Below are 12,275 nucleotides of genomic sequence, written 5' to 3'. Positions count from 1 at the left end.
CTTATACTTCTTCACTTTCGGGCTTTACCAGCACATCTGTAATGCTGTTCAGCTTCCTGACCTTGCTGGCAAAATCGCCGGATAATTTATCACGGATCAGTGATAATTTGTTGAGGACTTCATCCAGTGTATCCGGAATAGCTTCCTGCAATACCTGTTTGAGGCGTTTGGCAATGGTAGGTGATTTACCATTGGTAGAGATGGCGATTTTAAGATTTCCTTTCCTGACAATAGAGCCCAGATAAAAATCACATAACTCCGGTGTGTCGGCCACATTGATCAGCACTTTGCTGCATTTGGCTTTCTCCCAAACATGATAATTAAAGGTTTTGTCGTTGGTAGCAGCTATTACCAGGTCTTTCCCCAGCAAATCGCCGCAGGAAAAGGATTTCTGCACCAGGGCAATATTAGGATACTGGCGTGTCAGTGCTTTCAGTTCAGGCAAAAAATCCAATGACACGATGGTGATGGTTGCATCAGGGCAATTCTCCAGCATGGCATTGGCTTTTTCCAGTCCGATATTTCCACCGCCTACTACGAGTACATGCAGGCGGTGCAATTTGAAAAACACCGGGAATAATTGGTTTTCTTCCATTATACGGCAATTTTAAGTTCTTCTGACACCTTGCTTTTTAAGGCCTGGAATGCTTCGTGGAAGCTCACTACTTCACCGATTACCAATACCGCAGGGTTGTGCAGATCGTGCGTAGCGGCTATTTCCAGCAGGTCGGCCACGTTACCTACGCCCATTTTCTGAGTGGGCAATGTACCATTCTGGATAATAGCGGCAGGGGTTTTCCCTTTTCCTGCTGCGCTGTAGATCTGTGCAATTTCTGCTAATTTACTCATTCCCATCAGGATTATCACGGTGGTGTTAGCACTGATGGCATGGTCCAGGTCGCGGGATAAATTGCCGTTCTGTGTGTTCCCGGTAATTACCCAAAAACCTTCGCTGACATTGCGCGCCGTTACCGGAATTTTGTTCACACCCGGTACTGAAATGGCGCTGGAAATCCCGGGAATTACTTCCGCGGTAATCCCGAACTGTTGTGCAAAAGCAATTTCTTCCTGACCACGACCAAATACAAACGAGTCGCCCCCTTTCAGGCGTACCACGCTGCCATAGGTCAATGCATATTTTACAATCATCCTGTTTATTTCATCCTGTGAATAAACGTGCATGCCTGCGCGCTTACCTACAAACCGGCGAAGGCAGTTAGCCGGCGCATGGTCCAGCAGTTCGTTGCTGGACAATGCGTCATAAAGGATTACTCTGGCGTTTTGAATGGCTTTTAACCCTTTAACAGTGATCAATTCCGGATCGCCTGGGCCTGCACCTATCAATGTGAGTTTGGGTTGTATATTTTGCATGAGTCGGTTTTTGTGTTGATGAATGAATAATTACGCCTGTACCAATTCGCTGGACTTCTGACGATACGCCTGTGCTGCTTTGTAAAAAGCATGTGCCTGTTCGAAATAAGTTTTAGCGAAACTTTCCGTAGGCTCGTTCCCGTTAATCTGCAATACAGTTGATTTAAAGTCGGGATCGAAGCTGAATTTACCGGTAGCAACAAAGTGTTTATCGAAGTCGTTGATAATACCAATCTGCGTATTACCGCTTACGCCTTCTCCCAGCAGCAGGGCTTTTGCACCTTGTACAAAAGAAGAGTAGGTATGATAGATACCATCGGCATAAGCACCGTTGATGATGGCAGCACTGGCCAGTTCTATCTTTTCTTCCGCTTCCAGCAGCAGGGTGGCTACCAGGTCGATGATTACCCCCGCACACTCTCCGACGCCAATGGCTGTGGCGTAATCCTGTGCCTGGCCCCAGTCAACAAAGTCGCCGGCGGTGAGGGTAGTGAGATCTGCCAAAGGTTTCAGCAGCTCGTAGAAATATTTTTCGCCCTGGCGATCGTAATATTCATTGAACAGTTCGTGTTCGCCGCCATTGATTTCGTAGTCGTGCAGCAAACTGCGTAATACGTCCGGACCGCGGCGGCTGGGAACTTTTATCACCTTATCTGCTACACGGCCAACACCATCTCCCACAATACCACCACCCAGCAGTACCTGCAGGGCTGGTAATACTTTACCACCGCTCTTCATGGAGCTACCGTGGAAGCCGATGCTGGCAATACCATGCTGGCCGCAGGAGTTCATGCATCCGCTGATCTTAATTTTGATGTCTTTATTATACACCAGGTCGGGAAATTCATCCTTTATAACATCTTCCAGCACTTTCGCGATACCAGTGCTGCTGGAGATACCGAGGTTACAGGTATCCGTACCAGGGCAGGCAGTAATGTCGGCGATGCTGTCGAATCCTGGTTCTGCGAAACCAGCGGCTTCCAATGCGCTGTATACATATGGCAGGTGCTCTGGCAGTATGTATTTGAGCAGCAGGCCCTGGTTGGCGGTAACGCGTACATCGTCTGCAATCACGGGACGCAACGCTTCAATCAACTGACGACTGATAGCGGAGCCAATGTTGCCCAGGGTGATTTTCACGTATGCACCGAAATAGCCTTTTTGCTTTTGTTCGAAGACGTTGGTGATTTTCCATGCTTCGTATTTCTTCGGATCCTTGATGGTATAAGCAGGTACAGTACCAACTTGCGGAGGAGCAGTGGCTACCCAGGCATCTGCATCAATAGGCACGCTTTTTACTTTTACCGCTTTATATTCTTCTTTAACCAGTCGCTCAAATTCCTCGATACCTATTTTCTGGATCAGGAACTTCATGCGAGCTTTGTTCCTGCTGGTTCTTTCGCCGTAGCGATCAAATACGCGCAGTACATTTTCTATATAAGGGATGAGCAAATCTGCTTCGAGGAATTCGTATACCGTTTTAGCGAGAAAGGGTTGTGCGCCCAAACCGCCGCCTACCAATACTTTGAAGCCGCGTACTTCTTTGCCGTCTATGATTTTAACTTTAGGGATCATGCCAAAGTCGTGCATAAATGACCAGGCAGTATCTTTCTCGGAAGAGGAAAAAGAGATTTTTATTTTACGTCCCATTTCCTGGCTTACCGGGTTGCGGAGAAAATAGCGGAAGGTAGCATCTGCGTATGGTGTTACGTCAAATGGTTCTTCCGGATCAATACCGGCGCGGTCTGAGGCAGTAATGTTACGAACAGTATTACCGCAGGCTTCACGGATGGTGATACTATCTTCTTCCAGTTTTGACCAGAGTTCAGGTGTTCTATCGAGGCTCACATAGTGAATCTGCACATCCTGGCGGGTGGTGAGGTGCAGGTTGCTGGTTGCATATTCATCAGAAACTTCGGTGATGCGGTTCCATTGTTGCAGGGTCATTTTACCGTAAGGTAATTTGATACGCACCATTTGTACACCAGGCTGACGTTGTCCATACACTCCTCTCGCCAAACGCAGGCTGCGGAATTTTTCGTCCGTAATAGCGCCTTCGCGGAACAGGCGAATCTTCTTTTCCAGGTCTATAATATCTTGTTGTACAATCGGATTTTCTAGTTCTGTTCTGAAGCTTTGCATAAAATGTATTTTCAGGTGGTGGTAAAAGCAATTTTTTATGGGGCTGCTGGTCGTTCGTATTAAAATCAAAAAGCCCCCGGGAATTTGCGGAGGCCTCGTATAATGATGATTTACAGTAAGCTGATCACTGGTATTTCTTATTACACGCGCCTCGCAGATGTTGTAGAACAACAACGATTACTGCGACACATTTTCATTTCATTACCCATATTCCCTATAATTTTAGTAGAGTAATACAAAGATATAAATGCAGCCCATCTTTCCAAAACTTTTTTAGCGTTTAATAAGGCCCCAAAAAAGGGGGAAATTGGCGGAGGACGGGGAGAAATATGGGAAATTTCGTTTAAATGCAGTACCACAAAGGAATTGAGGGAAATTTGGCGGCGAACTTGTGCAGTGGCATAATAACCAAAGCTTATCCGGTATAACATATTGTTATGGGGAAGATGGATACCGCCGGATGGTTGCGGGCGGTACACATCAATTCCACTGGCATCTGCCCATAGTTCTTCTTATCTTTGCCGCGCATTAAAGGAAGTATATGTTAGACACGGTAATATTTGATATGGATGGCCTGCTGATAGATTCAGAACCATTGTGGGGCATCGCTATGCGGGAGGTATTTGCCACCGTAGGTGTGCAGCTTTCCCCGGAGCTGACGCATTTAACCACCGGGTTACGTACCAAGGAAGTGGTGAGCTATTGGCATAACTATTATAAATGGGAAGGAAAAAGTCCGGAGCGGGTAGTCAATGAAATCATCGACAGCGTTATTGCAAAAATCATTGCAGAAGGCTCGCCTATGGAGGGTTTGCATTATATCCTGCAATATTTTAAGGAGAAAGATTTCAAGATAGGCCTGGCTTCTTCTTCTCCCCTACGCCTGATCAACGCGGTACTGGATCACTTACAAATAAAGGATGCTTTCCAGGCAGTATATTCTGCGGAATTTGAAGATTATGGCAAACCCCATCCGGCAGTGTACCTGGCCTGCGCCAAGGCGCTGGGTAGCGATCCGCTGGACTGTATTGCCTTTGAAGACTCTGTTACCGGTATGACGGCTGCCAAAGCTGCCCGCATGGTCACCGTAGTGGTGCCGGAGGCGCATAACCGAAAGGATCCTCGCTACGCGTTGGCGAATATGCAATTAGATAGCCTGCTGGAATTTAACGATGCAAAGTTGTCTTTATTGATAAAATAACTTTTTGTCCTGTGACAGGATTAGACTGATGATTTATTGAGGATAATCAGTCTAATCCCGTCCTAAGCGAAAAAACAAACACCCCTTCTCAACAGCTATGAAAATCATTGACCTCTCCAAAACGATTGCTTACAACAAGCAGGATCCCTGGTTTATGCGGATCAAAATAAAGCACAAAACACATAAGCAGAGTAAAGGCCTGATCCGCTTTTTTATTGGGCTCCCTGCAAAGCTTTTTCCTAAAGGATTTGAGGGCTGGGCGGATGACAAAATCATAGGTATGGGTGTACACGCTGCCACACACATTGATGCGCCGTGGCATTACGCGCCTACCGTAAATGGCGAACCTGCCAAAACCATTGATGAAATACCATTGGAATGGTGCTACGGCAATGGCGTAGTATTGAATATGACACATAAAGCGGACTTCGAGGAAATAACGGTAGCGGATATACGTGCCGATCTGGAAAAAAGCGGTGCTGTGATTTCACCGGGTACCATTGTGCTGATTCATACTGGTCGTGATCAATATATCGGCACCAAAGAATATCCTATGCGCGGCACGGGTATGAGCGCGGAAGCCACGCACTGGCTGATAGACCAGGGAGTGAAAGTGATGGGGATTGATCAGTGGGGATTTGATTTGCCGCTAAAGTACATGGCACAGCAGGCAAAAGCCCATCAACGAGATAATTATTTCTGGCAGGCGCACCTGGTAGGGCAACAGAAAGAATACTGTCATATGGAGCAGTTGGTGAACCTGGGCGCATTACCGGCTTATGGATTTAAAGTGAGTGTATTTCCGCTGAAGATAAAAGGAGCAAGTGCGGCGCCGGCAAGGGTTGTAGCGATATTTGAGTAAGAAAGCGTTAAACTTCCTGCTTATCTACAGCATCTAATTCGAGTTTTACTCTGTCTGCCTCTATCAACTGTTTTAATTCATTTTCATCAGGAAGATAAAGCCGATATTTGCTGGCAAACAGTTGTTGATTTTCGCTCATTACCGAGTATTTTACAATAGTTTCATCTTTTTCTGTGCATAAAATAATTCCAATGGTAGGATTGTCATCATTTCCCTTTTTAAGGTCATTATACATCCGCACATACATATCCATTTGGCCTATTGCTTCATGAGTTAATCGATGTGTTTTGAGGTCCAGCAAAACGAAACATTTAAGATAATAGTTATAAAACACCAGATCAATAAAAAAATCAGATGTTTCTGTAACGATATGCTGTTGCCTTGCCACAAAAGCAAAGCCTTTACCTAGTTCCATCAAAAATTGCTGCAGGTTTGTTATCAAGGCAGATTCAATCCTGGTTTCGGTTTGATTTAGATCTCCCGGAAATCCTAAAAACTCAAAGAGATAGGGATCCTTAACAAAATGAGCTGGTTCTTTGGGTACTTGCTCAGGAAACTTAAGTAGTCTTCCCAAGTATTGACTATCAATATTACGTTGGAGGGTTCTCGTATTCCAGTTTCCTTCAATAGCATATGCGATGTATCTATCTCTAAGTTGTTGATCCTTAATTCTGGTAATGATTCTATAATGTGTTCAACTCAATTCAGGACGCACTGCGTCCCAAATCTCAAATACCTGATAAAAATTTCGCATGTTTTGTAAATTGCTGACATCGAAGCCTTTCCCGAATTCCAATGTCAACTGCAAAGCCAGACTTTTTAAAGTCCCCTGACCATATTCTGCTCTACTTTGTCCTTTCTATTCCTCTTCTATAATAAGTCGTCCTATTTCCCAATACATTTTCAACAAAAATGGTATTTGTACTTTTGTAAACTTTCGCCTTGGACTCTACTATAATCTTCGCAATAGCAGCATATAATTGTTGCGGTGTATATTGAATATTATTGCTCATAGCAAGTTCAGAAAAAATTATACGTTAAAAATATTTTACTTCAACAGAACTAACAAATTCATAAGCACGATCACTTAAGAAGGTACAGTATTAATACATCTAATCAGCGTCATCTATACTATCCTGCCGTTACTTTTTTTACATGGAAAGGTATTAATTCTGCTCAAAAAAAAATCCCGCTTCGATGTTACTCGAAGCGGGATTTATTATTTAATGAAACGGGATCTTATTGTGCGCTTTTTTCTTCGCCACCTTCAGATTGTTTCAGTTTTTCTCTCAGTTCAGCTAAAGCGCCCAGATCACCTAAAGTAGCTTTTTCTACTTTACCCTGGATGTTTTTCACTGCTTTACGAGTTTTGTCTGCTTCTTCTTTCTTCTCTCTAACAACAGCCTGTTTTTCTTCAGCCTGTGCTTTTTCCCAAACTCTGGTATGAGAAACCAGGATACGTTTTTCAGAGCGATCGAATTCGATGATCATGAATTCTTTCACGTCTTCAACGTTGATTGGTTTTTCATCTTCAGTTCTCAGGTGACGAGCAGGAGCGTAAGCTTCCAGACCGTACTGCAGTTGAACAGTAGCACCTTTATCATCTTTCTTCACAACTGTACCTTCGTGGATAGAGTTGATCGGGAAGATAGTTTCGAAGGTGTTCCATGGATCTTCTTCGATCTGTTTGTGACCGAGGCTCAGTTTGCGGTTGTCTTTGTCAATACCCAGGATCACTACATCTATTTCGCTACCTACTTTAGTGTATTCAGATGGGTGGTTGAAGCGTTTGATCCAGCTCAGGTCAGAGATGTGGATCATGCCACCGATACCGGTTTCCAGTTCAACGAATACGCCATAAGGAGTGATGTTTTTCACGATACCTTTGTGACGGCTATCCACTGGGAATTTAGTTTCGATAGTAGACCATGGATCTTCTGTCAGTTGCTTGATAGACAGGCTCATTTTGCGCTCGTCTTTGCTCAGGGTAACTACCACTGCTTCGTATTCTTCTCCTAATTTGAAGAATTCTTTAGCGTTGATAGGGGTAGAAGCCCAGGAGATTTCAGATACGTGAACCAGACCTTCCACACCTGGCATGATTTCCAGGAATGCACCGTAGTCTTCGATGTTAACTACTTTACCTTTCACTTTAGCACCTTCGGTGATAGTAGCTGGTAAAGTATCCCACGGATGCGGAGTCAGTTGTTTGTAACCGAGGCTTATGCGACGTTTTTCGTCATCGAAGTCAAGCACAACAACGTTGATTTTCTGATCCATCTGGAGCACTTCGCTCGGATGGGAGATACGGCCCCAGCTGATATCGGTGATATACAGCAAGCCGTCCAGACCACCCAGGTCGATGAACGCACCGAAGTCGGTGATATTTTTGATGGTACCTTCCAACACCTGGCCTTTCTCCAGTTTGCTGATGATATCCACTCTTTGTTGTTCGATATCGCTTTCGATGAGCGCTTTGTGGGAAACAACGGCGTTGCGGATGGTTTCGTTTACTTTCACCACCTTGAACTCCATAGTTTTGCCTACAAACTGGTCGTAATCGGTAACTGGTTTCACATCGATCTGTGAACCTGGTAAGAATGTTTCCATACCATACACGTCTACGATCAAGCCGCCTTTGGTTTTGCTGGTAACGGTACCAGTAACCACTTCGCCTGTTTTGTAAACTTCCACGATTTTTTCCCATGCACGTTTTTGACGAGCTTGTTTACGGCTCAGGTGCAGGTTACCATCGCGGTCTTCTTTTTCCACTACCAGTACTTCTACTTCGTCGCCGATGCGCAGACCTGGTAAATCACGGAATTCGTTCAGAGAGATCAAACCATCAGATTTGAATCCGATGTTGATAACTACGTCTGTGTTGGTTAAACCTACAACAGTACCTGTCAGCAGGCTGTTTTCTTCAAACACTTTGAAAGTGCTGTCGTAAGTCTGGTCGTACTTTTCTTTTTCTTCTTTGCTGTAAGAAGAAACGTTACGTTTGTCAACGCTCCAGTCGAAATCGTCGTGTGCGGTTTCAACTTTAGCTACAGGAGCCTTTGGTGTCGCTGTTTCAGCCGCAACTGCTTGCGGAGCCTGTTGTTCAGCGTTTTGTTCGTTAGAAATGTTGTTTTCGCTCATAAAAAATTGAAAATTTAAGCCGGAATACCCGGACTCCCTGTTTTATGGGACGGCAAAAATACGAAAAATTACCCGTTTATCCGCATTTTTATTGAAGAAAAGCCCTATCCCCTGCAGAACAGGCCGCAGTTTTCAGATATTTTTTAAATGCATGATTATTTTTTATACTACGACAAAAAATTAAACTGTGTAAACAGGCATTTTTTTTGACTAAAAAACAACCAGAAAGCGGATTTATTGTTGATATAACAGGACAGGGGAACTGTTGTTTATTGGCAGTAGGGCAGCTTATTTTTTCCTTCATTCAAAATGTTAATTACTATTATTTAATCCCGGATTTTATTTTAATTTGTGTATATGAACGGGACCTCTTTTCAATCGGATATTCGCTATTGGCTCAGGCAAGGTAATACAGTGAACCATTTGTTATTCTGGAACATCGTTGTATTTCTGGGGATCAACATTATACGTCTTATTGCTTTTCTGACCAAACAACCCGCTCCACTTATATGGACCTATGATCAGCTGGCGATGCATGTGCCGCTGAGTGCTTTTATATTGAAACCATGGGGACTGCTCACCTATATGTTTACACACGTGGAAATATTCCATGTGTTGTTTAATATGATTAACCTGTATTGGTTCGGTAATCTTTTCCGCGACTTCCTTGGTAATAAACGGGTACTCCCGTTGTACCTGCTGGGAGGTATTGCCGGCGGCCTGTTATATCTTTTAAGCAGTGTTTTGTTTCCCGGGTATGTAGGCAGCACCATGGTAGGCGCTTCTGCAGCTATTATGTGTATTTTGGTGGCAGCCGCTACGCTGATGCCCAACTATGAAATAGGGTTGATGTTTTTCGGCAGTGTACGACTGAAATGGCTGGCAATTGCATTGGTAGTACTGGGCCTGATCTCTATACCCAATGGTAACATTGGCGGGCTGATTTCCCATATGGGAGGCTCTCTCCTTGGCTTCCTCTACATCCGCACCCTGCAGGCAGGTACAGATATGTGTAAACCCCTGATCTGGCTATTTGATGCCAACACCCGCCGGGAAAACCAGCAGGTTGCCCGCAAATTCAAACCTAAGAAATCGCCACTGAAAGTAGTCAAGAAAGCAGACGATAACAACTCTTCCCGGCTGGATCAGCTGTTGGATAAAATCAATGAAAAAGGCTATCAGAGTCTGAGTGCAGAAGAAAAAGCCTGGTTAGACAAAGTGAGCAAAGAAAACTGATTAACTTTGTCGCTCAATTTCCGCCATTAACACATGAAGACATTTAACGTTCCCGTCATATATCGCAGTCCGCTGATCAGCGCCATCAAGAACCAGCGCAAGCAACAGGACCGCATGAAGAAAGATTTTTCTCCGACAGAACTGGACTTTGGGCCCATCAAAATTTTGCTGGCCCGCCACTTTGGATTTTGCTATGGCGTAGAAAATGCTATCGAGATTGCCTTCAAAACCGTAGATGAAAATCCTGGCAAACGTATTTTCCTGCTCAGTGAAATGATCCACAACCCGCATGTGAACAATGATTTGCTGGATAGAGGGGTACAATTTATTATGGATACTTCCGGCCGCCAACTGGTACCCTGGGAACAACTGCAGCCCGATGATATTGTGATCATCCCTGCTTTTGGCACTACCCTGGAAACAGAAAAACAACTGGCCTCACTGGGTATAGAACCGCTGAAATATAATACCACCTGCCCTTTTGTAGAACGGGTATGGAATAAAGCGGAACAAATCGGACAAAAAAACTACACAGTGATTGTACATGGTAAACCTAAACATGAGGAAACCAGGGCCACCTTTTCCCATAGCCAGGCCGGTACACCCACGGTAGTTGTAAAAGATATTAAAGAAGCAGCCCTGTTAGCAGAATTCATCACCGGCGAGCGACCTCCCGAAGAATTCTACGAACTGTTTAAAGGTCAGTATTCCACCGGTTTTGATGCTGCCAAAGACCTGCAGCGCGTAGGTGTAGTGAACCAAACGACGATGCTGGCCACCGAAACGCAGGCGATCGCTGATTATATTCGGCAGGTAATGGTGAATACTTTTGGACTTACCGAAGCTACCACCGGCGAGCGATTTGCAGACACCCGTGATACGCTGTGCTACGCTACCAACGACAACCAGACTGCCGTTACCGGTATGTTGCAGGAACCTGCCGACCTGGCCATCGTAGTGGGCGGCTATAACAGCTCCAATACTTCGCACCTCGTGGAACTATGTGAGGAAAAATTGCCTACCTATTTTATCTCATCTCCCGAACATATGCTTTCCAGTACTGCTATCAATCACTGGGATTTCCATCATAAAAAAGAGATTAACGGCGATACCTTTTTGCCTCAAAAAGATCAGGTGACCATACTGTTAACCAGTGGCGCTTCCTGTCCGGATGCACTTGTTGAAGGAGTCATCCGCAGGCTGCTCTCCTTCTACGGACTGGAGCACAAGGCGGATGAACTGGCCACGGTTTAATCATATCTATGATATGTAGATTATTCTTATCTTATAAGATATAACAAAAAAGACACCATGAAGGTGTCTTTTTTCTTTGGGGCTAATCACGCTAGTAATGCAGAGTATAAAATCTTTATATAGTGTTAATATTGAAATCGTAATTCAAAAGTAATCTATCTAAAATATGCCCGCAATAGCCATTTATTATATGGTAGGTAAATAGCTATAACTGGCATAAAAACGAATAAAATCGGAACAGGCTTTTTAAAATCTCTCTTAGAACTGCATGGCTTTCTTTAAAAAGTCGGCTTTTCTTCTCCTGGAAACTTCCACCTGTGTGCCATCGCTCATCAGGGCAAAACCACCTTCACCCTGTATATAAGACTGCATTTGCTGCATATTAATCAGGTGTGAATTGTGTACCCGGAAGAAATCCACATCCGACAACAACTCTTCAAACTCTTTCAGTGGACGGGATACCATCAGGTTCTTTTTGTCGGTAAAGAAAATGCGGGTATAGTTGCCGGTAGACTCGCAGCGTACTATGTTTTGTACCGGCATAAACACCAGGCCATTGATAGTAGGGAGTGCAATTTTTTTGTGCGTTTGCTGCAATGTTTTCATGTTTTGCAGGAACACCTCCATGGGAGAACCTCCGGACTGGTCTTTAACACGATTACTCTTTCTTTCCCTGCATTTATCCAGTGCATCCTGTAATTCCCTTACACTAAAGGGTTTCAACAGGTAATCCAATGCGTTAAACTTAATCGCTTTTAAAGCATATTGCTCATAGGCCGTTGTAAAAATGACGTCGAAAAATACTTTTTCAAATAATTTCAACAGCTCAAATCCATTCTGGTAGGGCATTTCCACATCCAGGAATACCAGGTCTGGTTGTAATTCATCTACCAGTTCTTTTGCGTCCCGTACACTTTTAGCGGTACCAATTACATTTACACCGGGACACTTTTTCTGTAACATTGTTTGCAGGGCATCTATGCAATGTTGTTCGTCGTCAACAATGATAGCTTTGATTTCGCTCATACAGGTAACTTTCAGCTATTCGCTGTTTTATGGTTTAAGGAT

11 protein-coding genes are annotated in these 12,275 nt (G+C 44.2%); 4 read left to right on the top strand and 7 right to left on the bottom strand.

The annotated features are described in order from the left end of the window. Position 1: 1 nt before the first annotated feature. Genes J7623_RS19320 through J7623_RS19310 form a run of 3 tightly spaced genes read right to left on the bottom strand, consistent with a single transcriptional unit; the run spans position 2 to position 3,513 of the window. A complete protein-coding gene (locus tag J7623_RS19320; RefSeq protein WP_291923376.1) occupies positions 2 to 595 on the bottom strand; it encodes a bifunctional precorrin-2 dehydrogenase/sirohydrochlorin ferrochelatase in 594 nt (197 codons plus the stop codon). Further along, complete coding sequence (cobA, locus tag J7623_RS19315; RefSeq protein WP_291923374.1) at positions 595 to 1,371, bottom strand: uroporphyrinogen-III C-methyltransferase; 777 nt, start codon at positions 1,369 to 1,371, stop codon at positions 595 to 597. The genes J7623_RS19320 and cobA overlap by 1 nt, the downstream gene beginning before the upstream one ends. 30 nt (positions 1,372 to 1,401) lie before the next feature. Beyond that, complete coding sequence (locus tag J7623_RS19310; RefSeq protein WP_291923372.1) at positions 1,402 to 3,513, bottom strand: nitrite reductase; 2,112 nt, start codon at positions 3,511 to 3,513, stop codon at positions 1,402 to 1,404. A gap of 541 nt (positions 3,514 to 4,054) precedes the next feature. Between J7623_RS19310 and hxpB the strand changes: the two genes are divergently transcribed. Then, positions 4,055 to 4,714: a hexitol phosphatase HxpB gene (gene hxpB / locus J7623_RS19305; RefSeq protein ID WP_291923370.1), complete on the top strand. Its 660-nt coding sequence runs from the start codon at positions 4,055 to 4,057 to the stop codon at positions 4,712 to 4,714. Positions 4,715 to 4,811: 97 nt separating this feature from the next. Continuing rightward, entirely contained in the window at positions 4,812 to 5,576 is a 765-nt protein-coding gene (locus J7623_RS19300) for a cyclase family protein (protein ID WP_291923368.1), read from the top strand. A 7-nt stretch (positions 5,577 to 5,583) separates the two neighbouring features. On the opposite strand, the gene J7623_RS19295 is transcribed toward J7623_RS19300, so the two are convergent. The 3 genes from J7623_RS19295 to rpsA all read right to left on the bottom strand — a co-directional run bounded on the left by J7623_RS19295 (position 5,584) and on the right by rpsA (position 8,717). After that, positions 5,584 to 6,150, bottom strand: a complete 567-nt coding sequence (locus tag J7623_RS19295) for a PDDEXK nuclease domain-containing protein (RefSeq protein ID WP_291923367.1) — start codon at positions 6,148 to 6,150, stop codon at positions 5,584 to 5,586. Between the two features lie 120 nt (positions 6,151 to 6,270). Further along, complete coding sequence (locus tag J7623_RS19290; protein WP_291923457.1) at positions 6,271 to 6,372, bottom strand: hypothetical protein; 102 nt, start codon at positions 6,370 to 6,372, stop codon at positions 6,271 to 6,273. Positions 6,373 to 6,815: 443 nt separating this feature from the next. Beyond that, a complete protein-coding gene (gene rpsA, locus J7623_RS19285; RefSeq protein ID WP_291923365.1) occupies positions 6,816 to 8,717 on the bottom strand; it encodes a 30S ribosomal protein S1 in 1,902 nt (633 codons plus the stop codon). A 357-nt stretch (positions 8,718 to 9,074) separates the two neighbouring features. Between rpsA and J7623_RS19280 the strand changes: the two genes are divergently transcribed. Together J7623_RS19280 and J7623_RS19275 are read left to right on the top strand one after the other, a co-directional pair. Next, positions 9,075 to 9,953: a rhomboid family intramembrane serine protease gene (locus J7623_RS19280; protein ID WP_291923363.1), complete on the top strand. Its 879-nt coding sequence runs from the start codon at positions 9,075 to 9,077 to the stop codon at positions 9,951 to 9,953. A 33-nt stretch (positions 9,954 to 9,986) separates the two neighbouring features. Continuing rightward, positions 9,987 to 11,207, top strand: a complete 1,221-nt coding sequence (locus J7623_RS19275) for a 4-hydroxy-3-methylbut-2-enyl diphosphate reductase (protein WP_291923361.1) — start codon at positions 9,987 to 9,989, stop codon at positions 11,205 to 11,207. A 258-nt stretch (positions 11,208 to 11,465) separates the two neighbouring features. Here the strand turns inward: J7623_RS19275 and J7623_RS19270 are convergent, their stop codons facing one another. After that, entirely contained in the window at positions 11,466 to 12,233 is a 768-nt protein-coding gene (locus J7623_RS19270) for a LytTR family DNA-binding domain-containing protein (RefSeq protein ID WP_291923360.1), read from the bottom strand. Positions 12,234 to 12,275: the final 42 nt, after the last annotated feature.

The sequence above is a fragment of the Chitinophaga sp. genome, assembly GCF_017745275.1.
Taxonomy (GTDB): domain Bacteria; phylum Bacteroidota; class Bacteroidia; order Chitinophagales; family Chitinophagaceae; genus Chitinophaga.
Note: the sequence above shows the minus strand (reverse complement) of the source record. Positions and strands in the feature narration are given on the sequence as shown.

Bases quoted from the DNA above. Each gene is read 5' to 3' on its own strand.
- rpsA (WP_291923365.1), bottom strand. From the start codon at position 8,717: ATGAGCGAAAACAACATTTCTAACGAACAAAACGCTGAACAACAGGCT.
- cobA (WP_291923374.1), bottom strand. From the start codon at position 1,371: ATGCAAAATATACAACCCAAACTCACATTGATAGGTGCAGGCCCAGGC.
- J7623_RS19310 (WP_291923372.1), bottom strand. From the start codon at position 3,513: ATGCAAAGCTTCAGAACAGAACTAGAAAATCCGATTGTACAACAAGAT.
- J7623_RS19280 (WP_291923363.1), top strand. From the start codon at position 9,075: ATGAACGGGACCTCTTTTCAATCGGATATTCGCTATTGGCTCAGGCAA.
- J7623_RS19270 (WP_291923360.1), bottom strand. From the start codon at position 12,233: ATGAGCGAAATCAAAGCTATCATTGTTGACGACGAACAACATTGCATA.
- hxpB (WP_291923370.1), top strand. From the start codon at position 4,055: ATGTTAGACACGGTAATATTTGATATGGATGGCCTGCTGATAGATTCA.
- J7623_RS19275 (WP_291923361.1), top strand. From the start codon at position 9,987: ATGAAGACATTTAACGTTCCCGTCATATATCGCAGTCCGCTGATCAGC.
- J7623_RS19320 (WP_291923376.1), bottom strand. From the start codon at position 595: ATGGAAGAAAACCAATTATTCCCGGTGTTTTTCAAATTGCACCGCCTG.
- J7623_RS19300 (WP_291923368.1), top strand. From the start codon at position 4,812: ATGAAAATCATTGACCTCTCCAAAACGATTGCTTACAACAAGCAGGAT.